Origin of the sequence: Cellulomonas sp. GbtcB1 (assembly GCF_019091725.1) — a bacterium.
GTDB lineage: Bacteria > Actinomycetota > Actinomycetes > Actinomycetales > Cellulomonadaceae > Cellulomonas.
Genome location: NZ_JAGXJG010000063.1, coordinates 1 through 23222, shown reverse-complemented (window position 1 = coordinate 23222; position 23222 = coordinate 1). Strand labels below are relative to the sequence as shown.

Annotated in this window: 17 protein-coding genes and 1 pseudogene; 8 read left to right on the top strand and 10 right to left on the bottom strand. The window is 75.0% G+C overall.

Annotated features, from left to right (window positions below; all coding sequences use genetic code 11):
* The 6 genes and pseudogenes from KVT14_RS17570 to KVT14_RS17550 all read left to right on the top strand — a co-directional run.
* Window positions 1–890 (top strand): annotated as a pseudogene (locus KVT14_RS17570) (hypothetical protein); the annotation flags it as partial.
* Between the two features lie 243 nt (window positions 891–1133).
* The gene (gene acs / locus KVT14_RS17565) at window positions 1134–3083 is read left to right on the top strand and encodes an acetate--CoA ligase (RefSeq protein WP_254631183.1); all 1950 of its coding nucleotides are present in this window, start codon (window positions 1134–1136) and stop codon (window positions 3081–3083) included.
* Window positions 3084–3111: 28 nt separating this feature from the next.
* Complete coding sequence (locus KVT14_RS23615) at window positions 3112–3276, top strand: putative leader peptide (RefSeq protein WP_368858785.1); 165 nt, start codon at window positions 3112–3114, stop codon at window positions 3274–3276.
* 91 nt (window positions 3277–3367) lie between these two features.
* Window positions 3368–4789, top strand: coding sequence for a dicarboxylate/amino acid:cation symporter (locus tag KVT14_RS17560; RefSeq protein ID WP_217616850.1), 1422 nt, complete (start codon window positions 3368–3370; stop codon window positions 4787–4789).
* A gap of 69 nt (window positions 4790–4858) precedes the next feature.
* Window positions 4859–5062, top strand: a complete 204-nt coding sequence (locus tag KVT14_RS22620; protein ID WP_217616849.1) for a type II toxin-antitoxin system HicA family toxin — start codon at window positions 4859–4861, stop codon at window positions 5060–5062.
* A gap of 26 nt (window positions 5063–5088) precedes the next feature.
* Window positions 5089–5496 carry a hypothetical protein gene (locus tag KVT14_RS17550; protein ID WP_217616848.1) on the top strand — a complete coding sequence of 136 codons (408 nt, stop codon included), beginning with the start codon at window positions 5089–5091 and terminating at the stop codon, window positions 5494–5496.
* A 146-nt stretch (window positions 5497–5642) separates the two neighbouring features.
* On the opposite strand, the gene KVT14_RS17545 is transcribed toward KVT14_RS17550, so the two are convergent.
* From KVT14_RS17545 to KVT14_RS17530, 4 genes are all read right to left on the bottom strand, one after another.
* The gene (locus tag KVT14_RS17545; RefSeq protein WP_217616847.1) at window positions 5643–6830 is read right to left on the bottom strand and encodes a glycoside hydrolase family 1 protein; all 1188 of its coding nucleotides are present in this window, start codon (window positions 6828–6830) and stop codon (window positions 5643–5645) included.
* Window positions 6831–6894: 64 nt separating this feature from the next.
* A complete protein-coding gene (locus tag KVT14_RS17540; RefSeq protein ID WP_217616846.1) occupies window positions 6895–7785 on the bottom strand; it encodes a carbohydrate ABC transporter permease in 891 nt (296 codons plus the stop codon).
* 8 nt (window positions 7786–7793) lie between these two features.
* Window positions 7794–8753, bottom strand: a complete 960-nt coding sequence (locus KVT14_RS17535) for a carbohydrate ABC transporter permease (protein ID WP_217616845.1) — start codon at window positions 8751–8753, stop codon at window positions 7794–7796.
* A 4-nt stretch (window positions 8754–8757) separates the two neighbouring features.
* Window positions 8758–10029, bottom strand: coding sequence for an extracellular solute-binding protein (locus KVT14_RS17530; protein WP_217616844.1), 1272 nt, complete (start codon window positions 10027–10029; stop codon window positions 8758–8760).
* A gap of 168 nt (window positions 10030–10197) precedes the next feature.
* Between KVT14_RS17530 and KVT14_RS17525 the strand changes: the two genes are divergently transcribed.
* Window positions 10198–11292, top strand: coding sequence for a LacI family DNA-binding transcriptional regulator (locus KVT14_RS17525; protein ID WP_217616843.1), 1095 nt, complete (start codon window positions 10198–10200; stop codon window positions 11290–11292).
* Between the two features lie 287 nt (window positions 11293–11579).
* Here the strand turns inward: KVT14_RS17525 and KVT14_RS17520 are convergent, their stop codons facing one another.
* A complete protein-coding gene (locus tag KVT14_RS17520) occupies window positions 11580–12869 on the bottom strand; it encodes an NAD(P)-binding domain-containing protein (protein ID WP_217616842.1) in 1290 nt (429 codons plus the stop codon).
* A gap of 67 nt (window positions 12870–12936) precedes the next feature.
* Between KVT14_RS17520 and mshD the strand changes: the two genes are divergently transcribed.
* Window positions 12937–13836, top strand: coding sequence for a mycothiol synthase (gene mshD / locus KVT14_RS17515; protein ID WP_308161139.1), 900 nt, complete (start codon window positions 12937–12939; stop codon window positions 13834–13836).
* A gap of 41 nt (window positions 13837–13877) precedes the next feature.
* Here the strand turns inward: mshD and KVT14_RS23520 are convergent, their stop codons facing one another.
* The 5 genes from KVT14_RS23520 to KVT14_RS17490 form a co-directional block, all read right to left on the bottom strand.
* Window positions 13878–16442 carry a helix-turn-helix transcriptional regulator gene (locus tag KVT14_RS23520; protein ID WP_217616840.1) on the bottom strand — a complete coding sequence of 855 codons (2565 nt, stop codon included), beginning with the start codon at window positions 16440–16442 and terminating at the stop codon, window positions 13878–13880.
* Window positions 16443–16458: 16 nt separating this feature from the next.
* Window positions 16459–20607, bottom strand: coding sequence for a hypothetical protein (locus KVT14_RS17505; RefSeq protein ID WP_217616839.1), 4149 nt, complete (start codon window positions 20605–20607; stop codon window positions 16459–16461).
* A gap of 80 nt (window positions 20608–20687) precedes the next feature.
* On the bottom strand, window positions 20688–21362 hold the full coding sequence (locus KVT14_RS17500; protein ID WP_217616838.1) for a hypothetical protein: 675 nt from the start codon (window positions 21360–21362) through the stop codon (window positions 20688–20690).
* A gap of 74 nt (window positions 21363–21436) precedes the next feature.
* Complete coding sequence (locus KVT14_RS17495; protein ID WP_217616837.1) at window positions 21437–21982, bottom strand: S24 family peptidase; 546 nt, start codon at window positions 21980–21982, stop codon at window positions 21437–21439.
* 78 nt (window positions 21983–22060) lie between these two features.
* Window positions 22061–22666, bottom strand: a complete 606-nt coding sequence (locus KVT14_RS17490; protein WP_217616836.1) for a hypothetical protein — start codon at window positions 22664–22666, stop codon at window positions 22061–22063.
* Window positions 22667–23222: the final 556 nt, after the last annotated feature.

Below are 23222 nucleotides of genomic sequence, written 5' to 3'. Positions count from 1 at the left end.
CGGGCGGACCCGGCACCCCGGGCGGACCGGGCTCCGCCCGGTTCGCCGCCGACGGCGCGGGCGCACCGACCGCCCCGCTGCCGACGACCCCGGCGGGCGGCGTCGCCCCCGGCACGGCCGCCACCGGCGCGGCCGCCCCGACGCCGACCGACCCCGTGCGGCGCACGAGCATCCGCGGGGCCGAGGCGCGCGCGGCCGCGGTGCTGACCCGCGACCAGGGTGCGACCACCGACGCCCCCGAGGCCGGTCTGCCCGGCACCGGACCTTCCGACGCCACGGTGCCGTACGGCGACCCGTCCGCCCCGGCACCGGCCGGTCCGGCCGCCCCCGCCATCCCCGGCGCGCAGCACACCGAGCCCGAGGACGAGCACGCGACCCGGTCCCGGGGTCGCCGAGCCGCCGCGGGCACCCCCGAGCCGGTCGCCGAGCCTGCGCACCGCCCCGGCGGCGGCGCGCTCCGGCACGTGCTCGGCGCGCTGGTCGGGTTGGTGGTCGGCGCCATCGGCGTCTGGACGGTCCTGTTCGGGCAGTCGCGCGTGCTCGCCGCGCAGGCCCCCGGCTGGGACGCCTCGTACGACGCGCTCGGCGTGGTGCTGGTGACGGCCGGCGTGCTGGTGCTGGCGGTGGTGCTCGGCCTCGGCCTGTGGACGCCCGCCGTCCCGGTCACCGCGGGCCTGGTCGCCTCGGTGGTGGGCGTCGTGCTGCTGTACGTGCCCGCGACGACGCACGTCGACATCGTCCGGTGGATCGCCACCGACGGCACGGAGTACTCCGTGGTGCGGGCGACCGTGACCGCGACGTCCGGGTCCGTCTTCGTCGTCGGTGCGCTGCTGCTGGTCGCGGGCCTGGTCCTGGCCGCCGCGCGCCGGCGCTGGCTGCCCCGGGCCTGACCCGTGCCACCCGGGGCCACGGCCCCGGGACCGGCCGCCGACCGCACTCGCCAGGGACGAAAGTCCTACTAGAGTGCCGGGAGACGCGGCATCCGAGCCGCGCCAGATCGCACCGACGTCGTTGCGCTGGAGGCACACGTGGCCCTCGACAGCTCCACCCCGCAGTCCGCACCCGACGGGGCCCCCACCCCCGCGGACGGCACCGCCCCCGACAGCACCACCCCGGACGCCCCGGCGCCGGGCCTGGAGAACCTCCTCACCGAGGACCGCAGGTTCCCGCCCGACCCGGAGTTCGCCGCGCAGGCGAACGCGCACGCCGAGCTCTACGCCTGGGCCAACTCCGCGCGGCTCGAGTTCTGGGCGGAGCAGGCGCGCTCGCTCCTCGACTGGTCCGAGCCGTTCCACGAGGTGCTCGACTGGTCGGGCGCCCCGCGGGCCCGGTGGTTCGGAGACGGCCGGCTCAACGCCGCGTACAACGCCGTCGACCGGCACGTCGCGGCCGGCCACGGCGACCGCGTCGCGCTGCACTTCGAGGGCGAGCCCGGCGACACCCGCACGCTCACCTACGCGGACCTGCAGCGCGAGGTGTCCCGCGCGGCGAACGCGCTCACGGCGCTCGGCGTGCAGACCGGCGACCGGGTCGCGATCTACCTGCCGCTGATCCCCGAGACCGTCATCGCCATGCTGGCGTGCGCCCGGATCGGCGCCCCGCACTCGGTGGTGTTCGGCGGGTTCTCGGCCGAGGCGCTGCACACCCGGATCCTGGACGCCGACGCCCGCGTGGTCATCACGGCCGACGGCGGCTACCGGCGCGGCGCCCCGAGCGCCCTGAAGCCCACGGTGGACGAGGCTCTCGCCAAGGGCAGCGGCGACGTGGTCCGGAACGTGCTCGTCGTCCGGCGGACCGGCCAGGAGGTGCCCTGGACCGAGGGCCGCGACGTCTGGTGGCACGACGCCGTCGACGGCGCGTCCGACACGCACGAGCCGGTCGCGGTCGAGGCCGAGCACCCGCTGTTCATCCTCTACACGTCGGGCACCACCGGGAAGCCGAAGGGCATCTTCCACACCACCGGCGGCTACCTGACCCAGGCGGCGTGGACGCACCTCAACGTCTTCGACCTCAAGCCCGAGACCGACGTCTACTGGTGCACGGCCGACGTCGGCTGGGTCACCGGGCACACCTACGTCGTCTACGGGCCGCTGATCAACGGCGCGACGCAGGTCATCTACGAGGGCACCCCCGACACCCCGCACCGCGGCCGGTGGTGGGAGATCGTGCAGAAGTACGGCGTGTCCATCCTCTACACCGCGCCGACGGCGATTCGGACCTGCATGAAGTGGGGCGAGGACGTCCCCGGCCAGTTCGACCTGTCGAGCCTGCGGGTCCTGGGGTCGGTCGGCGAGCCGATCAACCCCGAGGCCTGGACCTGGTACCGCCGGGTCATCGGCGGCGACCGCACGCCCGTGGTCGACACCTGGTGGCAGACCGAGACGGGCGCGATCATGATCAGCCCGCTCCCGGGGGTCACGGTGGCCAAGCCGGGCTCTGCGCAGACCCCGCTGCCCGGCATCGCGGCCGACGTCATCGACGACGACGCCCACCCGGTGCCGAACGGCTCGGGCGGGTACCTCGTGCTCACCGAGCCGTGGCCGGCCATGCTCCGCGGCATCTGGGGCGACGAGCAGCGGTTCCGGGACACCTACTGGGCGCGGTTCCCCGGGATCTACTTCGCGGGCGACGGCGCCAAGAAGGACGAGGACGGCGACATCTGGCTGCTGGGCCGGGTGGACGACGTGATGAACGTGTCGGGGCACCGGCTGTCGACCACCGAGATCGAGTCGGCGCTGGTGTCGCACCCGTCCGTCGCGGAGGCGGCCGTCGTCGGCGCGCACGACGACACCACCGGGCAGGCCGTCGTGGCGTTCGTGATCCTGCGCGGCGGCGCGGCCGAGCAGTCGCCGGAGGACACCGCGACGGAGCTGCGGGCGCACGTGGCCCAGCAGATCGGCCCGATCGCCAAGCCGCGGACGATCCTCGTCGTCCCGGAGCTCCCCAAGACCCGGTCCGGCAAGATCATGCGCCGCCTGCTGCGGGACGTCGCCGAGCACCGGCAGGTGGGCGACGCGACGACCCTGGCCGACTCGTCGGTGATGGACCTGATCCAGCAAGGGCTGGCGGCGCCGAAGGGCTGACCGGGCGCGCCCGCCGTAGACTGGCCGCGTGCCCCGCCGACGTGCGGGGCACGCGGCGGTCCGCCGCCGCCCGACCGGGCGGGGCCTCGGCCGGCGGGGACCGGAGCAGCAGGGGGCGTCAGTGACCGGGTGGGACCTCACCGCGCGTCGCGCCGTCGACCTGCGCCGGGTCGCCAGCGCGCTCTGTCGCTGAGCAGCCGCCTCCGTCCCCCCTCGCCCGCGTCGCGCGGGCCTCCTCCCACCCCACGGGCGCACCTCGACGCGCGCCCGCGAAAGGCTGCTGCATGTCCTCCACCGCCCCTGCGGTGCGGGAGCGCTCGCGCGTCCGCACCCTGCTCGGCAACTTCGGCTTCCAGATCATCGCGGCGCTCGTGCTGGGCGTCGCGCTCGGCTGGGTCGCGCTCGCGATGGGACCCGTGGACGCGGGCACCGACGCCGAGTCGCCGAACTGGCTCACCAGCACGCTCGACACCGTCGGCTCGTCGTTCGTCACGCTGCTGCGCGCGATCGTCCCGCCGCTGATCTTCGCGGCGATCGTCGCGTCGGTCGCCAACCTGCAGAACGTCGCCAACGGCGCGCGCCTGGCCTGGCGGACGCTCCTGTGGTTCGCGATCACCGCGCTGATCTCCGTGGTCATCGGCATCGGCCTCGGCCTGGTGCTGCAGCCGGGCAACCACACGACGATCAGCCTGGACGACGCGAGGGAGCCCGGCCGCACCGGTTCCTGGACCGACTTCCTCGACGGGCTGATCCCGGGGAACCCGCTCGGCCTGGGCGCGAGCACCACCGCGGCGGATGACGGCTCGCTCAGCACGTCCGTCAGCTTCAACGTCCTGCAGATCGTCGTCATCGCGATCGTCGTCGGCATCGCCGTCCTGCGCACGGGCTCGAAGGCCCAGCCGTTCCTCACGTTCGTCCGGTCGGCGCTGGCCGTGATCCAGAAGGTGCTCTGGTGGGTCATCCGCCTGGCGCCGCTCGGCACCCTCGGTCTGGTGGGCAACGCGGTTGCGTCGTACGGCTGGGACTCGCTCGCGTCGCTCGGCCGGTTCGCGATCGCCGTGTACGTCGGCCTCGCGCTGGTGCTGTTCGTGGTCTACCCGGTGATCCTGCGCGCGAACGGCCTGGGCGTGGCCCGCTGGTTCCGCGGCGCGTGGCCGGCGATCCAGCTGGCGTTCGTGTCCCGGTCGTCGATCGGCACCCTGCCCGTGACGCAGCGGGTGACCGAGCGGAACCTCGGCGTGCCGTCGGAGTACGCCTCGTTCGCCGTGCCGCTGGCCGCCACGACCAAGATGGACGGCTGCGCCTCGATCTACCCCGCGATCTCGGCGATCTTCGTCGCGCAGATCTTCGGCATCGACCTGTCGGTGCTCGACTACGTGCTGATCGCGTTCGTGTCCGTCGTCGGCTCCGCCGCGACGGCCGGCCTCACCGGCGCGATCGTCATGCTCACCCTCACCCTGTCGACCCTCGGCCTGCCGCTGGCGGGCGTGGGCCTGCTGCTCGCGATCGACCCGATCCTCGACATGGGCCGCACCGCGGTGAACGTCGCCGGGCAGACCCTCGTGCCGACGATCGTGGCGAAGCGCGAGTGCATCCTCGACCGCGCGCAGTACGACACCGCCCAGGCGGAGGACCTGTTCACGGACGACGAGCCGGCGACCGAGCAGGCCTCGACCCGGGACCCGGAGCCGGCCGCCGCCCGCTGACCCCGGCCGAACACCTGTCCGTCTAGTGCCCTTGCCGCTCGTCGGCAAGGGCACTAGCCTTGCCGAGCGGTGAGCGATCAACCGACCCGACGGGTGCTCGCCGAGCTCCGGGCCGCGGGGTTCTCGCCACGACGGACCAGCGGCTCGCACACGCTGTGGGCGCATCCGGGCGGCGAGGCGGTCGCGGTCCCCGACGGGCACCGCACGATCTCTCCGGGCGTCTACCGGAAGGTCCGGACCGCGATCGACCGGTCGGCCGACGACGAAGGGTGAGGGACGACATGCACGACGATCAGCCGGTGACGGTCCCGACGCGGCCGCGCTACACCGCGCACGTGACCCGCGAGGGCCGGTGGTGGATGGTCGCCGTCCCCGAGGTCGACGGGCTGACGCAGGCACGACGCCTGTCGGAGGCCGTCCCGATGGCCCGCTCGCTCGTCGCCGTCACGCTCGACGTCGACCCCGAGGACCTGGACATCGCGCTCAGCATCGACCGCGTCGGTGACGTCGACGTGGCGGACCGGCTGGCCGAGATCACCCGCGAGCGCGCCGCCCTGTCCCAGCTCGAGCGCAGCCTCGCGGAGCACACGCGGTCGCTCGCCCGGGACCTCGCGGAGCGCGACGTGCCTCAGCGCGACATCGGCGCCGTGCTGGGCGTCTCGCACCAGCGGGCGCAGCAGCTGCTCGCGTCGCGCCGCGCCTCCTGAACCACCGGGGTCGCCGGGCAAGCCGGGCGGCGGACGCCCGCACGCCGCGGAGCACGTCGAGAGAGGACCGCCGCACCGAGAGAGGACGCCTGACGGCCCCGTCTCGGCGCGGGCGTCCTCTCTCGGCGCACCGGCGCCTGCGCGCGTCAGCGCGACGGGTGCGTGAGCGTCCCGGTACGGGCGACCTCGCCCAGCCAGTGCGCGCTCGGCTTCGGGGTGCGCTCGAACGTGTCCCGGTCCCAGGCGATGAGCCCGAACGTCGGCGCGTACGACCCCCACTCGTAGTTGTCGAGCGCCGACCAGTGCAGGTACCCGCGCACGTCGATGCCGTCGGCCATGGCCTCGTGCACGCCGACCAGCGCGTCGTGCGTGTAGTCGATCCGGCGGGCGTCGTCCTGCGTGGCGATGCCGTTCTCGGTCACCACGACCGGCACGCCGCCGGTGCGCTCCCAGGCGTTGCGGATGCCGATGCCGATGGCGGGCGGGAAGTACTCCCAGCCGGTCAGCGTGGTCTCGGCGCCCTCGGGGACGGGCAGCGGGTTGCCCTGCGGGTCGACGAACGTGCGCAGGTAGCCCTGCACGCCGATCCAGTCGTCCCCCTTCGCGGCGTCGAGGAAGATGTCCTCCCGCGGGTACCCGTAGGCCTTCGTGGCCTCCTCGGCGCCGGGCGCCGCGTGGTAGGCCTGCGTGGCGACCGACCAGCCCGACCGCACCTGCGGCAGCTGCGCCAGCACCCCGCGGGACCGGCGGTGCGCCTCGATCAGCGCGTCGGTGATCTGCGGGTCCGGCGCAGGGAGGCGGGACGCCGTCATCTCGGTGCCCTCCTCGCCACGGGTCATGGCGACCATGTTGGGCTCGTTGATGGTGCACACCCACTCGACGTCGTCGCCGAGGACGGGCAGCGCGATCTCGGTGAACCGCTCGAACAGCGCCGGGGCGTCCGGGTTCCGCCAGCCGCCGAGCCGCGCGAACCAGCGCGGGTGCGTGAAGTGGTGCAGCGTCACGGACGGCGTCAGGCCGTGCTCGCGGCACGTGTCGACCATGCGGCGGTAGTGCGCGAGCTGCGCCTTCGACACGAAGCCCTGCTCCGGCTCGATGCGCGCCCACTCGATGCTGAACCGGTACGAGTTCATCCCGAGCGACGCGAGCAGCGCGATGTCCTCGGGGTACCGGTGGTAGGAGTCGGCGGCGTCGCCGGACGGCTCGGCGAGGTCGGTGCCCGGCGCGTGCTCGCGCACCCACCAGTCGGAGTTGACGTTGTTCCCCTCGACCTGGTGCGCGGCGGTGGAGGCCCCCCAGAGGAAGCCCTCGGGGAACTGGCGGCTGACGGACATGCGGGGTCCTTCCGGTGGTGCGGGTGGTTCGGGGCGCGGCGGGGAGTGCCCGGCTCGCCCGGGGTCACTTGAGGCCGACGGTGGCGATGCCCTGGACGAAGTACCGCTGCAGCGCGACGAACAGCAGGAGGATCGGCGTGATCACCAGCACCGCGCCGGCCAGCAGCAGGCCGTAGTCGGTCGCCTGCTGGCCGGTGGAGTACAGGGACAGCGCGACGGGCAGCGTGTACATGTCCTGGCTCTGCGCCGCGACGAGCGGCCACAGGAAGTTGTTCCACGAGCCGAGGAACGTGAGGATGCCGAGCGTCGCGAGCGGCGGCCCGCACAGCGGCATGACGACTCGCGCGAAGATGCGCAGCTCGCCGGCGCCGTCGATCCGGGCGGCCTCCATCAGCGGCTCGGGGATGCCGAGCATGAACTGCCGCATGAGGAACACCCCGAGCGGCTGGGTCAGGAACGGCAGGATCAGCGCCGGGTACGTGTTCAGCAGGCCGAGCGAGGTGACCTGCACGAACAGCGGCACGAAGGTCACGACCCCCGGGACCATCAGCATGATCATCACGAGCGCGAACAGCGCCTTCTTGCCCGGGAAGTCCATCTTGGCCAGCGCGTAGCCGACCATCGAGCAGAACAGCAGGTTCCCGAGCACGGTCACGACCGCGACGACCACCGAGTTGGTGAAGAACTGCCCGAAGTTCAGGTCGGTGAACCACCGCCCGAAGTTGTCGAACGTCGGCTCCTGCGGCCAGATCGTCGGCGGCTTGGTGAGGATCTCGCGCTGCGTCTTGACCGAGCCGAGCACCATCCAGACGAACGGCAGCAGCCAGAGCAGCACGCCGACGACGAGCACGGTGTAGGTGAGCGCACGCCCGGTGAACCGGCGACGGCGGGGCGGCGACGGCTGCGCGAGCCGGTCGACGGCCGGGTGCGGCGACGGCGGGGTGATCGTGGACATGGCTCCCCCTAGTCCTGCGACCGCAGCAGCCGGAACTGCAGCAGGCTCATGAGCGCGATGGCCAGGAACAGCACGTAGGACGCCGCGGAGGCGAACCCGTACTTGCCGAAGCCGAACTGCTCGAACGTGTAGAACGCGGTCGACAGCGTGGAGTCGAGCGGGCCGCCCTGCGTCATCACGAAGGCCTCCTCGAAGAACTGCAGGTAGCCGACCGAGATGAGCACCGCGCCGAGCAGCAGCGTCGGGCGCAGCAGCGGCAGGGTCACGCTGCGGAACCGGCGCCACGGCGACGCGCCGTCCATGACCGCGGCCTCCTGGACCTCGGCGGGCACCGCCTGCAGGCCGGCCAAGAAGATCACCATGAGCGTGCCGACGTTCCGCCAGACGGCCATGAGGATCAGCGACGGCAGCGCCCAGGTGGTCGAGCTCAGCCAGTTCGGCCCCTCGATCCCGACCCAGCCGAGCGCCGTGTTGAGCAGGCCGTCGGGCTGCAGGATGTACCGCCACACGACCGACACCGCGACGATGCTGGTGACGACCGGGGCGTAGAACCCGACGCGGAACGCCGACCGGAACCGGCTGATGCCCGAGTTCAGCGCCACGGCGAGCGCGAGGGCGACCGCCATCGTCACCGGGATGCCGACGACCACGAACGTGCCGGTCACGCTGAGGGACTTGAGGAACCGCGCGTCGCCGAACAGCGCGACGTACTGGTCCAGCCCGACGAAGTTCACCGCGAACGGCGTGCGCACGTCCCGCGAGGTGAAGTCCGTGAACGACATCGCGAACGACGACACCAGCGGCACGAGCATGAAGAACCCGAACACCAGGACGAACGGCAGCGCGAACATCCACGCGACCATCCCCTGGCGCCGGCGGCGCGCGGCGGCCGGCCCGCGGGAGGCGGGCGCCGCCGCCCGGCCGGGTCGCGTGGACCCGGCCGGGCGGGGTGCGGCTGTGGTGGTCATGAGGTCAGCCCACGCCGATCGACGTCGCCTGCTGCTGCAGCGCCGCGAGGGCCTCCTCGGGCGCCTCGCCGCTGACGGTCATCCGCTCGAGCACGGAGTCGGCGGCCGCGCCGACCTGCACCCACGCGGTGTTCACCGGCGGGGCCTGGGTGTCCTCGAGCTGCTCGCCGAACACGGCCAGCTTCTGGTCGTCGGCCAGCGACGGGTCGTCCCACGCGGACTGCTGCGACGGCAGGTCGCCGGTCACGTCGTACCACTGCACCTGGACGTCGGGCTGGGTCAGCCAGTCGACGAGCTTCCACGCGGCGTCCACGTTGTCGGAGTCCTGGAACACGACGAGGTTCGAGCCGCCCGCGAACGAGGTCGACGAGTCGCCGGCCGGGATCCGCGCGGTGGCGTACTTGTCCTCGAAGCCCTCGCCGCCGAGCGTGGCGAGCTGGCCCATCATGAACGGGCCGTCGATGAGCATCGGGGTGGTGCCGGCGACGAACTCGGCCTCCTGGGCGCCGGCGCTGCGGTCGGCCGAGGCGTTCGCGACGCCGTCCGAGAAGAACGACCTGTAGTAGTCGTAGGCCTCGACCATCTCCGGGGTGTCGAGCGTCCACTCGGTCTGGTCGTCGTTCATCAGGCTCGCGCCGTTCGACCACGGGGCCCACAGCGAGCCCTGGAACGAGTCGTTGCCCGCGGACTGCAGCCGGATGCCGTAGTCGGCGCCCGCCTTCGCCTGCATGTCGGCGGCCATCTGCTTGAGGTCCTCCTGCGTGGCCGGCGCCTCGGTCCAGCCCGCCTGCTCGGCGAGGTCGGTCCGGTAGTACAGGACGCGGGTGTCCACGTACCAGGGCACGCCGATCGCGGTGCCGTCCAGCTCGGCGGTGCCGAGCGAGCCCTCGAAGATGCCGCTGGTGTCGATGGCGTCCGGGACCGCGGCGAACGCGTCGCCGAACTCGGCCATCCAGGTGGTGCCCATCATCGCGACGTCCGGGGTGGTGCCGGCGGCGATCGCGGTCTGGAACTTGTCGCGCGCCGCGTCCCACGGGATCGGCACGACCTCGACGCCGACGTCCGGGTTGGCGTCGGTGAACTCCTGGACGAAGTCGGGCAGCGCCTCGCCCTCGGCGCCCATGGCCCAGACGGTGAGCTCCCCGGAGGCGGCCCCCTCGGACAGCGTCGCGGCGTCGGTGGCGCCGCCGCCGGTGTCGTCGGAGCGGCCGCACGCGGTCAGCGCGGTCACGGCGAGCGCGGTCACCACGGCGACGCGCGCAGCGGGACGGATCATGGTTCGTTCCTCCTCGAACGGACGGGTGGCGCGTGCGGCGGGCGCCTCGCGCTTCTATGCGCTTAGATGTTCACCGGAGTTAAGCGCATAGAGTGAGCCGGCGCAAGGGGGCCCGGCCGGGGCCACCGGAACCCCTACCATCGTGCGGGGCCCCGAGGAGGTGGTGCAGTGCCGCGACGACCGACCGTCTACGACGTCGCCGAGCGCGCGGGGGTGTCGATCGCCACCGTGTCGTTCACCTTCCGCCAGCCCGACCGGGTGCGCGACTCGACGCGCGCCGCGGTGCTCGTCGCCGCGAGCGAGCTCGGCTACGTGCCGAACGCCAGCGCGCGCGGGCTCGCCCACGGGCGCACCGGGGCGCTCGGCCTGTACTCGTTCGACCTCATGCTCGCGGCCCCCCAGAAGGGCGCCGACGGCGCGCTGCCGGTCGCCACCCCGACGCCGGTCGACGACACCGACCCCGACGCCGACCCGCGCGCGTTCCCGCTGTACGTGGACGAGGTGCAGCGCGGCTTCGAGCTCGAGTGCTGGCAGCGCGGCCAGGCCCTGCTGCTGAGCAGCGGCAGCGGGTCCGGGGCGTCCGTGACCGAGGTCGCGGGCCGCGTCGACGGCCTCGCCGTGTTCCCCGGCCCGACGCCGGTCGGCACCCTGGAGCACGTCGCGCGGCGCATCCCCGTCGTCGCGTTCAGCACCCCGCCGGTCGCCGACGGCCTGCACCACATCGGCGTCGACAACCGCGCCGGGATGCGCGACGTCGTCGACCACCTGGTCCGGGACCACGGGCTGCGCGACCTCGGCTTCGTCGGGCGGCTGACCACCCCCGACTACGGCGAGCGGTTCGCCGGGTTCCGCGAGGCCGTCGCCGCGGCCGGGCTGCCCGAGCCCGCCGAGCCGCTCGACCCCACCGACCTCGCCGAGCCGCACCGGTTCGAGGTGCTCGCCGCGCTCGCCGCGGAGGACCGGCTGCCGCGGGCGCTGGTCTGCGCGAGCGACCAGCTGGCCCTCGGCGTGCTCGACCTGCTCGCCGCGCGCGGGGTGCCCGTGCCGGAGCGGGTCGTGGTCACCGGGTTCGACGGGATCCTCGCGGGGCGGCTGGCGCGCCCGTCGCTCACGACGGTGCGGCAGCCGATGGCCGCGATGGGCCGGCTGGCCGTGCAGGTGCTGGTGCGGCACGCGGGCGCCCCGGCGCAGGAGCCGGAGAGCCACCGCCTCCCCGTCCGCGTGGTGCGCCGCGAGTCCTGCGGCTGCCCCTCGCCGGCCTGAGCCGCCCAACCCCCCCCGAGACACGTCGCCGAGATGGCAACTCTCGACTGTCGGGACGCCCGAGATCGCAGCCGAGAGTCGCCATCTCGGCGACGGCCGGGCCGGGGTCAGCCCGCGGCGTGCTCGCGGGCGTGCCGGACCAGCGCGGCCCTGGCCGTGGCGGCCCGCCGCACGCGGTCGCCGCGCCGCCCCTGACGCCCCCTCTCGTCGAGATGGCAACTCTCGGCTGCGACGGCGACCCCGCGCGCAGCCGAGAGTTGCCATCTCGGCGGGCGGGAGCCCGCGGGTCAGACGCCGAGGTAGCGGCGGACCTGGCGGACCGCGGCGCGGCCGGCGCGGTTCGCGCCGACCGTGCTCGCGCTCGGCCCGTACCCGACCAGCTGGACGCGCGGGTCGGCGACCACGCGGGTGCCGTCCATGACGATCCCGCCGCCGGTCCCCCGCAGACCGAGCGGCCGCAGGTGGTCGAGCGCCGCCCGGAACCCGGTGGCCCACAGCACGGCGTCCGCCTCGACGTGGTCGGGGCCCGTGACCCAGCCGTCGGCGAGCGGCCCGCGCGCGGCGGCCTCGTCCCACTCGGCCCCGTCCGGCACCAGCCGCGCGAACACCGGCCGCGCGACCAGCACCCCGCGCGCGAAGCCGTCCCGGTACGCGTCGGTGAGCGGCAGGCCGGTGGCGGCGACGATGCTCTGCGGCGGCAGCCCGGCCCGGGTGCGCTCGTCGACCCGCGTCACCGCCTCGCGCCCGAGCTCCGGGCTGAACTCGGCGTCCCGCCAGTCCGGCGGGCGGCGGGTGACCCAGGTCGTCGACGCCGCCACCGGGTGGATCGCGAGCAGGTGCTGCACCGCGGAGATGCCACCGCCCACGACGAGGACCCGGCGGCCGGCGAACTCCTCCGGCGACCGGTAGTCGTGCGTGTGCCGCTGGATGCCTGCGAAAGAGGCGGCGCCCGGGTAGGTCGGCCAGAACGGCCGGGTCCACGTCCCGGTCGCGTTCACCAGGGCGCGCGCGTGCCAGGTCCGGGTCACCCGGCGGCGCGCGGTCGCGGCCTCCGCCCGGCAGGCGCCGACCCCGCCCCCGAGGCCGTCGTCCGGGTCGGGCGCCGCGACCGGGACCCGCTCGGTCTCCTCGGTCTCGACGGCCAGCAGCCGCCCCGGCTCGCCGACGTCCCGGACGCCGCGCACCTCGACCGGCCGCCGGACGGCGAGGCCGAGGTCGCGCTCGTAGGAGCCGAAGTAGCGGGTCAGGGCGCGGCTCGCGGGCTCGTCGGCGTCGAACGTCGGCAGCGGGCGGCCGGGCAGCTCGTGCACGCCGTTGACCGTGGCCATCGTCAGGCCGGGCCAGCGCTCGCGCCAGGCGCCGCCGGGTCCGGCGGCCGCGTCGAGCACGACGTAGGTGGGGCGGCCGTCGGCGGAGGGGCGCGCCGCGCGGCGGCCGGGGGCGGGGCGGTCGGAGTCCGTCGGCGCCGCCGGGACGAAGCCCGAGCGCTCCAGGTGCGCCGCCACGGCGAGCCCGGCCTGCCCGGCGCCGACGACCACGACGTCCGCCGAGGCGGGGGTCGGGTTCTCGTCGGGCATGCCTGGTGCAACGCGGCGCCGCCGCCGGTCGTTCCCCGGGCGGCGCCCCGGGTGGTGGGATGGGGCCGTGCCCGACCTCACCCGCCTCACCGGCGCCCTGCCCGCCGCCACCGCCGCCGCCGTCCGCGACCTCGCCGCCGCAGCAGCGACCCGCGACGGCGTCGCCCCCCTGTCCGAGCAGCCGCTGCTCTGGCTGACCGGTGGCGGCGCGGACGTCGTGCACCTCCTGGCCGGCGACGCGGACGCCCCGACGGGCTACGCCCAGGTCGACCTCCGCGACCCGGCGCTCGCCACCGCCGAGGTCGTCGTCCACCCGGACGCTCGCCGTCGCGGCACCGGCACCGCCCTGCTCGACGCCGCCCTGGCCGCGACCCGCGCCCGCGGCGGCGACGCGGTGTCCGTGTGGGCGCACGGCGACGTCACCCCGGCCCGGGCGCTGGCGACGTCGCGCGGCCTGCCGGTCGTGCGGGAGCTGTGGCAGATGGCCCTCGACCCGCTGACCGTGCCCGACCCCGACGCCGCCCCGCTGCCGCCCGGCGTCACGGTCCGCGTGTTCGAGCCGGGCCGCGACGAGGACGCCTGGGTCGCCGTGAACGCGCGCGCCTTCGCCCAGCACCCCGAGCAGGGCCGGCTGACCCGCGCCGACCTGGAGGCTCGCGAGTCCGAGCCGTGGTTCGACCCGGCCGGCTTCCTCCTCGCCGAGGACGACTCGACCCTGCTGGGGTTTGGCTGGACCAAGGTCGCGGGGCCGGGCGAGGGCGAGATCTACGCGCTGGGCGTCGACCCCGCGGCCCGAGGCCGCCGGCTCGGCCCGGCGCTCACCGCGCTGATGGTCGCGCACCTGGCGGAGCGTGGGGTGCCGCGGGTCGTGCTCTACACCGAGGGCGACAACACGCCGGCGATCGGGGTGTACCGGGCGGCGGGTTTCGAGCGGTCGGCGCTGGACGTGGTCTACCGCGTGGCGTGAGCCCGTGCCGTCAGCGCACCGGTCGGGTGCCGACGGGCGCTTCAGTCGCGTGCGAGGGCCGCGACACCTGCGCGGTCGCGCGCGCCCGTCTTGCGCTTGATGTTGCGGACGTGGCTCTCGACGGTGCGACGGCTCAGCACCAACCTGCTCGCGATGTCCCCGTTCGCCGCCCCGTCGGCCACGAGGCGCGCGATCTCGAGCTCCCGCTCGGACAGCACCTGCGTGGCTCCGGCGGCTGCGTCGGCCGCGTCCGCCCCCTGCAACGTCCGGGCGGCGGCACGGGCCTGCGCGGCGTCGCCGTGCCGACCGGCGAGCCGGAACATCCCGGCGGCGCTGAGGTAGCACCGTGCCGCCTCCTCGACGGCGTCGGCCTCCTCGAGCCGACCTGCCGCGATCATCAGGGCGCGCGGGTCCCCGTCGGTCATCGCCCGTCGCGCGGCCAGCAACGTCGGGTAGAGGCGACCGCCCGTGCGCCGGGCGACCTCCTCCACCTCGGCAGCCCGGTCGTCGTCGTGGTGCAGGAGCGACCGGTGGATCAGCATCGTCTCCGCAGCGAGGCGCTGCCCGCGATCGAGCAGCGACGCCACAGCCTCGTCGAGGCGACGGGCCGCACCGACCGGGTCGTCGCGCGCGTGCAGGCTGGCGGCGAGCCAGATGTCGCTGCCGAACGGCAGTGCGTCGCCCGCGGCGTTCCCGCCCTCCCCGGGCGTGAGCCGCACGCGCCGGTCGTCGTCCCGTGGCGACGTGGACGACGCCGCGAGCAGCACCGCGACCGCCCGGTCCGGGCAGAGGACCATCGCGCCGGCGCGCAACCCGGCGGACTGCACGGGCAGGAGGTCACGACGGGCCCGGTCGACGTCGAGCCGCGCGGTGCGCACGAGCGCGGCGAGGTAGCAGCCCCCGACGAACGCCGCGTGGTCGCCCCGGTCCGCTGCGCGGTCGACGAGCGACCGCCCGACCGCGAGCACGTCGTCGAACCGGCCCTGGCCGTAGGATGCGAGACCCCGGACGAGCTCCGCACCGGCGTGCAGCAGGTCCGGCCACCGGCAGCCGTCCGGGCCCAGCGCACGCTCGGCGCCCTGAGCCGCCCCGCTGAGGACCCGGCAGGTCGCGAGCGCCACCCGTGCGGTCGCGGCGTCCCAGCCGGTCCCGGAGGTGCGCGGCGCCAGCTCGCGCTCGTAGTCGCCGGGCACCACCCCGAACTCCGCGCGCAGCGCGACGGCGAGGCTCAGCAACGACTCCCGGTACCGGACGTGGTCGGCGGCCGCAGCCTCGAGCTCGGCAGCTGCGGCGAGGTGCCCGGCGCCCCGGGCGATCCGCCAGCGCGCGCGGAGGTAGCACAGCTCCACGTACGCGAACGAATCGGCCGCGGGCTCGGCGTCGGTCTCGCGCAGCACCCGGTCCACGACGCCCGGGTCCCCGGTACCGGACAGCTGCAGCCGGATCAGCTCGACCGCCTCGGTCACCCCGCGCCGGGTCCGCCACGTCCCGTGCGCGACGGCGAGGTCGAGCCGGTGCCGCTCGGCGACCACCCGACCCACGTCCCCGGCCGACGAGGGTCCTGTCACCGCGGCGGACCCGGGCGCGTGGTCGAGCCGGGCACGAAGACGGGCGAGCACCGGTTCGACCTCCTCCCCCGCCGGACCGCGCCGCTGCACCACCCGCTGCGCCGCGGCCTCCGCCAGGGCCCGACGACGCGCGGTCGTCGGCGCGCGCCCGAGGACGTCCGCGAGCCCGGGCGGAGTCACCACCACCAGGTGCTCACCCCCGACGTCCAGGAGCCGGAGCAGCCCCAGCGCCTCGATGCGGTCCAGCAGGCGGGGCGCGACCAGGACCCCGGCGACGGGGGACGGGACGGCTCCGGCGAGGGCGAGCACCTCGACCGCGTCCCTCTCCGACCTCCGGAGGCCGGAGAGGGACGCGGCGAAGAACCCGTCGAGATCCGGGGACCACATGTCGTCGCCCACCCACGTCCCCTCCACCTGACGGAGCCCGCCGTGCGTCACGGCGCCGTCGAGCACCGCGAGCGCGACACCGGGCGAGCCACCGGACGCGTCGTGCGCCCTGATCGCAGCCGCGTCGCTCACCGGGCCGCCGAGCCGGGACTCGGCGAGCTCCTGCACCTCGGGCACGCTCAGCGGCCCGAGGACGACATCGACCACCGGTTGCAGCGCGGCCGCGACCCAACGCCCGGCACCCGAGGCCGCCCTGGGCGGGAGCGTGACGACCGCTGGGCGCCCCGTCCGGCGCCGTGCCAGGGCGAGCACCGCGCGTGATGGCCCGTCCAGCTGGTCCGCGTCGTCCACGAGCACCACGTGCCCGCCCTCGAGCAGGTACTCCTCGACCAGCCCGTGCACGCCCGCGAAGGTCAGGGGACCGCTGTCGATGGGGGCACGCACCCGCCGCGGGACGGCCAGCCGGAGCGGCTCGAGCTCGGGCGCCCCCCGTTGCGGCACGACGTGCAGCACGCTCTCCCCCCGTGCGCGCAGCTCTTCGCCGATCAGACCCAGAGCGGTGGACCGCCCGGACAGCCGGGGCCCGACGAGGGCGACGCTCGAGCCACGCAGCACCAGCTGGACGGCTCTCCGGACCTGGTCGGCGCGCACGTCCTCGCGAGCTCCATCAGGACGCGAGCGCGTCGACGAGCTGCACGCGCGGCCGGACCAGCAGGTGGATCGACGGTATGTCGAGGGCCACGTCGACGGACACGACGTGGGTCGCTCCAGCGGCGGACACCGCCGTCACGGTCTGCGGACCGTGGTGCCGGTCCTCGACCAGCGAGACGGTCCACCGTCCGTCAGCACCCACGTCGGCACGGTGGACGCCGGTCGTCCCGTCGCCCTTCTCGACCGCCACCGACACCGTGGTGCCGGGGGCGGCGGTCCCGGCGATCTCGCGCAGGGTTCGCAGAGTCGCTCCGTCGGCGGGTGTGAGCACGTCGACACGGTCGACCAGTGCCGCGCCCAGGTCCGTCCCGGCGAGGACGTCGGCGACGACCATCCGGCCGAGCTCGGGCGAGGGCTCGCCCCACGCACCCGCACCCGCACCCCAGACGGCGACCGCCCCGGTCTCGAGCAGAGCGACCGCTCCGCCCGCCCCGGCGTCCACCCGGCGGACGAGGCCCTGCGCCTCCTCCGGCACGGCGAGCTGCCCCTCCGCGCTGCGACCCCACCCGGTGACCTCGCCCTCGTCGTCCAGCGCGAGGCTGAAGGCGGAGCCGGCGACGACCTGCACGAACGTCGGGAAGCCCGCCTCGTCGTCGTCCGACTCGTCCTCGTCGTCCGGGCGCGTCGGGACGTCGGTCTGCCCGGCTCCCGCCGCCCCCCACCCCACGATGTCGCCGGCCGCCGTGAGCGCGAGCACGTGGTCGGTGCCCGCGCTGAGCTGCGCCACCGTCACACCCTCGAGCGTCTGGGGGACCGCCGTCTGACCGGCGGCGCCGACGCCCCAGGCCACGACGCTGCCGTCCGCGAGCAGGGCGAGCGCCGTGTCGGGGCCCGCCTCGACTGCCACTGCACCCGACTCGCGGACCGCGGCCGGCACCTCCGTCGCGCCCGTGCCCCCTCCGGTCGACACCACCGAGCCGCCGGCCGTCAGCCCGAGCGCGAAGTCGCCGCCGACCGCCACCTGCACGAGATCGCCCGGGAGGTCCTCGGCCAGGTCGGCCCCCGGTCCGGTGGCGATCGCGTCGCCGTCGGCGGTCAGCGCCACGACCGGGCCGCCGTCGGCGGCCGCGTCGACCTGGACCACCCGGACCTCGGCCGCGGGAGCGGTGTGACCGGGCACCCCGTCGCCCCAGAGCTCGAGCGCGTGGCCGACCACGTCGAAGGAGGTGTCCGCGGTCTCCTCCGTGTCGTCCTGGACCGCCTCGATCGTGCGGTGGCCCGGAGCCAGCGCGGCGGGGACCCGGAACATCCAGTCGCCCTGCGCGTTCACCTCGGCCGTGCCGAGCACCGATCCGTCCGCCAGGACCGAGACGACCCGTCCCGGCTGCCCGGTGCCCCGGACCAGGCCGGTCGCCGCGAACCGGTCGCCGACCGCGGGGACGACGATCCGCGGGGCGGCGACCGCGGCGTCCTCGTCCACGCTGGCGGCGGTGTGCAGCATGATCAGCCGTGCCGGGATGGCGTAGCTGCCGTCGAGCCGGGTGAAGTCCCCGCCGACCAGGTAGCCGCTGCCGGAGACGCGGACCTCGGAGGTGGTGTAGACGGGCGCCGCGTGCAGACCGCGGGTGCCGAGCTGGTCGGCGAACTCGCGGTTGACGGACCCGTTCGCGTTGAGCAGCGTCACGCGCCGCGGCGCCGTCCGTCCCCCGACCTGCCGGTGGTCGCCGCCGACCAGGACACCGCCGTCGGCGTTGGACTGCACCGAGTACACGACCCGGTTGAAGCCTGAGCCGAGCGCGGCGTTGCACGCCTGGTCGAGCGTGCCGTCGCCGTGCAGGCGGACCACGCGGTTCGGGATCGCCGAGCTCCCGTTCAGCGACGTGAAGTTCCCGCCCACCAGGACCTGGTCGGTCCCGGCGGCCGCGACCGACCAGACCGCGCTGTTGAAGCCCGAGCCCAGCGCGGCGTTGAACCCCTGGTCGAGCGTGCCGTCGCCGTGCAGGCGGACCACGCGGTTCGGGATCGCCGAGCTCCCGTTCAGCGACGTGAAGTTCCCGCCCACCAGGACCTGACCCTCCGGGGTGGTCTCCAGGTCGTACACGACCGCACCGAAGCCCGAGCCCAGCGCGGCGTTGAACGCCTGGTCGAGCGTCCCGTCCGGGTTCAGGCGCACGAGCCGGTTCGGGATCGCCGAGCTGCCGTCCAGCGCGGTGAAGTTGCCGGCCACCAGGATCCCGCCGTCCGGCGCGACGTCCAGGGACCAGACAGCGGTCCCGAACCCCGAGCCGAGGGCGGCGTTGAACTCGCTGTCGAGCGTCCCGTCCCCGCGGAGCTTGACCAACCGGTTCGGGATCGCCGAGCTGCCGTTCAGCGCGGTGAAGTTGCCGGCGACGAGGATCCCGCCGTCCGGGGTCTCCGCGACGTCGTAGACCACGGTGCCGAAGCCGGAGCCCAGGTTGGAGTTGAAGTCGACGTCGGGCGAGCCGTCGCCGTTCAGCCGGACGAACCGGTTGGGGACGGCCGAGCTGCCGTTGAGCGCCGTGAAGTTGCCGCCGACCAGCAGCTTGCCGTCCGAGGTCTCCCGCGCGACGCGCACCGCGCCGTTGAAGCCGGAGCCGAGCTGGGAGTTGACGTCGGGTCCGGGCGTCCCGTCCGGCTGCAGGAACAGCAGCCGCGCGGGGATGAACCTGCTGGCGTTGAGCTGCCGGAAGGAACCACCTGCGAGGTACCCGCCCTCCGCGGCCTCGTTGGCCGACACGGTGAAGACCGTGGCGTTCAGCCCGCTGCCCAGGTTGCCGGCGAAGCGGTCGTCGACGACGCCGTCCGCGTCCAGCCTGAGCAGCCGAGCCGGAATCCTGGCCCCACCGAGGGAGCGGAACTCGCCACCGACGAGCACCCCGCCGTCCTCCAGGTGCGCGATGTCCCACACCGTCCGGTCGAACCCGGACCCGAGCCCCGCGTTGAACCCGCCGTCGAGACCGCCGTCGGCCGTGAGCCGGACGAGCCGGTTCGGGATCGCCGAGCTCCCGTTGAACGTGGTGAACTCCCCGCCGACGGTGAGCCCGCCCGCGGGTGCGGTGCGCACCGCGCGCACCACACCGCCGAACCCGGTGCCGGCCCGGGCGTTGAACCCTGTGTCGAGCGAACCGTCGGCGTGCAGCCGCAGCAGCCGGGCGGGCACCTGCCCGCTGCCGTCGAGCGTCGAGAAGGCGCCCCCGACGAGGATCCCTCCGTCAGCGGCGACCTCGAGGGTGTAGACGGCCGCCCCGAACCCGGTCCCGAGTCGCGCGGTGAAGTCCGTGTCGAGCGCACCGTCCGCCCGCAGCTTGACCAGTCCGGTCGGGACCGGGTTCCCGCCGAGCGCCCTGAACGCGCCGGCGACCAGGATCCCGCCGTCGGGCGCCTCCGCGACGGACCACACGGCCGACCCGAACCCCGAGCCCAGCCGGACGTTGAAGGCCGTGTCGAGCGTCCCGTCCGCGCGGAGCTTCACGAGCCGGTTCGGGATCGCCGAGCTGCCGGCCAGCGACGTGAAGTTCCCCGCCGCGAGGACCCCGCCGTCCGACAGCTCGATTGCGTGGTAGACCACTCCGCCGAATCCGCTGCCCAGGTTGGCGTTGAACGCCGTGTCGAGCGAACCGTCTCCGTGCAGCCGCACCAGCCGGTTCGGGATCGCCGAGCTGCCGGCGAGGGCGGTGAAGTTCCCCGCGACCAGCAGCCCGCCGTCCTCCGTCGCCGAGGCGGAGCGCACGTCGCCGTTGAACCCGCTGCCGAGGCGGGCGTTGAAGCCGGGCAGGAGGTACACCCCCTCCTCCGGCTGCGCGTCGTCGAGGGGGACGGCCACCGCGGCGTCGTCCGCCGGCCCGGGCTCGTCGCCAAGGCGAGCCTCCTCGTCGTGGCCGAGGGCCGCATCGTCGGGCAGGCCCCCGAACCCCGGGGCCGGGTCGTCGCCCGCGAGGTCGTCGCCCGCCGCGTCACCCGTGACCGGGGCCGCGTCGTCCGCGTCCGTGCCGGGCGCGACGTCGTCGGGGAGCGGCGCGATGTCGTGCGCGGTGGCGCCGGCGGCCGGCGCGGCGTGGCCGTCGAGCAGGGACGCACCGGAGAGCGCCACGGCCACGGCGAGCGCCACCAGGAATCGTGCCGTCGTCGAGCGGAATGCCGTCATGGGGGTCGACCTCTGGTCTTTCTGGAGAAGCGGGCACCCGCGCCCGGTCGCGGGCGGGCGGGCGTCGGGGATGACTGTGGCTACCGGAGCGCGGAGCTGCTTCGCGGCGCGGCGTGGGGTGCCCGGCGGCGGAGGCCGTATCCGAGTCCGACCAGCACGACAGCGACCGCTGCGGCCCACAGCCCGGGTCCGGTGACCGCGAGCGCGCCGGGTCGCCCGGGGGCCGCGACGCCGGCGGGCCCCGGGTCCCGGGGCTCGTCGCCGGAGTCACCGTCGAGATAGCTGACGAGGAAGGTCGCCTCCACGGCGAGCTGGTCACCCGGCTCGCCGGAGACGACGCCGGGGTCGGGGAGCGAGACGCGCACCGGGATCACCGCGGGCTCGCCCGCGCTCACGGCCGGGGTCGCGCCGAGCGCGTCGGCGTAGGAGCGCGGCTCGGCGAGCGTGCCGGCGGGTTGCCAGGCGATCCGGCCGTCCGCCCGCACCTGGCCGTAGTGGACGACCAGCGCTCGCGCCAGCGACGGCGAGACGGCGCCCTCCGGCACGAGCAGGGCGTCGTACTGGACGGGCGCCGACGACGACGCGTCCACCTGCCAGCGACCCGTGACCGCGTCGCCCGGGACGGCGAGGTCGAACGTGTGCACGAGCGGCTCGCCCGCCACGAGCACGACCCCGTCGTCACCGGGGGCCGGTGCAGCCGTGGCGGGCGCCGTGGGCAGGACGACGGCCACCGCCGCCACGGCGACCGCCGCCACGCCGAGGCGTGCCTCCCGACGGCGATCGCCTCTTGCGGTCGCCCCCCGCACGGTCGCGCGATCGGTCCTCTGACTCATGTCGTACTCCTCGTGCTAGGTGCTCGTGCTTCGGGCTCTGGACGTGCGCTCTCGGTCGAGGCGCGGGTCCGCCGGACGGGGATGATGAGCAGGGCCAGCGCGGTCCCGCCGAGCACGACGCGTCCGAGTGCGGACTGGGAGGCGGCGAACGCCTGCCCCGCAGGTCCGGTCAGCGCGGTCCGCGGTGTTCCGATCACCGCCTGCTGCGCGATCGGCCGCGGGTCCCGGCCCGCGTTCCCGTCGCCCTGCAACCACGCGGTCCCGTCGTCGAGCGGCTCGACGACGCGGTGCACGTACATCGACGCGTCGCGGCCCGCGTCGGCGGCGAGTGCGACGACGACGACCGTTCCCGGACGCGAGAGCTCGTCACCCACCGCGTCCTGGACGACTAGGACGTCGCCGATCCGGTACGTCGGCGTCATCGACCGCCCCTGGACGGTCATGTAGAAGTCGCCGGACACGGCCTTCCACAGCATCGGCGCGGCCAGGACGGCCAGCAGCACGAGCGCGAGCGCACGGGTCGCCACTCGGAGACCGGTCACGGGTGCTCCCTTCGCGTCGGCCGGTCACGGACGACCGGTGGGGGCGGCACGCCTCTCGGCCGCCCCCACCGGCGGAGCTCACGCGCGCGGCTGCAGCGGGTCCAGGTAGGACACGGTGAAGTCCGCGACGACCCGGAGCACCTCGCCGATCTCCTCGTCGTCGTCCGACGCGATCAGGGTCGGGTCCTCGAGGAGCACCCGCACCACGACGGGGATCTCCGCGTCGCCGGCGATCGAGTCGATCCCGGTGGCCGCCGCGAAGCTCGTCGGGGCGGCCACCGTGCCGCCGGCCCGCCAGGCGGTCACGTCGCCCGAGACCGGGTCGACCACGCCGTACTGGACGACGAGCGCCTGCGCGAGGTTCTGGTCGACGTTCGCGAGGGTCTCGAAGGCGCCGTCGAACTGCGTCGTGTCCGGACCGCGGTTCTTGAGGACCCAGTCGGCCCGCACCTGGTGGTTGTAGGTGGACGAGTCGAACACGTGGTCGATGGCCTGGCCCTCGAGCTGCAGCAGCGCGCCCTCGGGGTCGACCGCGGCGTCCGGGACGGTGGTCCGGAACTGGTTGCCGGCAATGCTCGTGTAGAGCGTGGTGAGCGCACCACCGCCGGCGACCGCGACCGCGAGCGCGGCCACGCCCACCGCGGTCCAGACCTTCTTGCGCGACTTCTTGTTCTCGATCGTCATCGTGTGCAGGGACTCCCTCTGGTTGGTGCCGGGCGCGACCGATCCGCGGTCGACCCGGGCGGCGCGCTGCGCCGTGGGGGACGTGGTGGCAGTCGACGACGGCCACCGCCGTGGCCGGGACCCTCTCGGTCGCCGGCTCGCTGGCGGTTCAATCCTCGACGCGGGACCTGCCCGCGCAGACTGATGAGTGGCATCTTGCGTGGTGCCCCGTCACACCTACGCAGGCGTGCCGAGCCGCCTGCGCGCCCGAACCGGCACGCACGTAGGACCGACGTCCCGGTTCGGAGTCGCTCGTACGTACGGGACACCGCCCGACACGACCGCCGGGTCCGGGCGCCCGGACGGACGGCGCGACGTCTCGGGTCGCCCTCCGGTCACCCGTCGGACACCTCCTGGTGCCACCATGTGGAGATGACCGACGCCATCCCGTCCGACGGCACGCCCCGCAAGCCTCGGCCCCGCGGGGCCGCGCCCGCCGCCACGGCCGCCACCGGGCGCACCAGCACGAGCACGGGCGGCGCGTCGGCCCGGGGCACCGGCGCCGCCCGGTCCGCCG

Excerpts from the sequence above, each read along its gene's own strand:
- KVT14_RS17560 (WP_217616850.1), top strand. The coding sequence starts at position 3,368 with ATGTCCTCCACCGCCCCTGCGGTGCGGGAGCGCTCGCGCGTCCGCACC.
- KVT14_RS17540 (WP_217616846.1), bottom strand. The coding sequence starts at position 7,785 with ATGTCCACGATCACCCCGCCGTCGCCGCACCCGGCCGTCGACCGGCTC.
- KVT14_RS17545 (WP_217616847.1), bottom strand. The coding sequence starts at position 6,830 with ATGTCCGTCAGCCGCCAGTTCCCCGAGGGCTTCCTCTGGGGGGCCTCC.
- KVT14_RS17530 (WP_217616844.1), bottom strand. The coding sequence starts at position 10,029 with ATGATCCGTCCCGCTGCGCGCGTCGCCGTGGTGACCGCGCTCGCCGTG.
- KVT14_RS17535 (WP_217616845.1), bottom strand. The coding sequence starts at position 8,753 with ATGACCACCACAGCCGCACCCCGCCCGGCCGGGTCCACGCGACCCGGC.
- KVT14_RS17490 (WP_217616836.1), bottom strand. The coding sequence starts at position 22,666 with ATGACGATCGAGAACAAGAAGTCGCGCAAGAAGGTCTGGACCGCGGTG.
- KVT14_RS17520 (WP_217616842.1), bottom strand. The coding sequence starts at position 12,869 with ATGCCCGACGAGAACCCGACCCCCGCCTCGGCGGACGTCGTGGTCGTC.
- KVT14_RS17505 (WP_217616839.1), bottom strand. The coding sequence starts at position 20,607 with ATGACGGCATTCCGCTCGACGACGGCACGATTCCTGGTGGCGCTCGCC.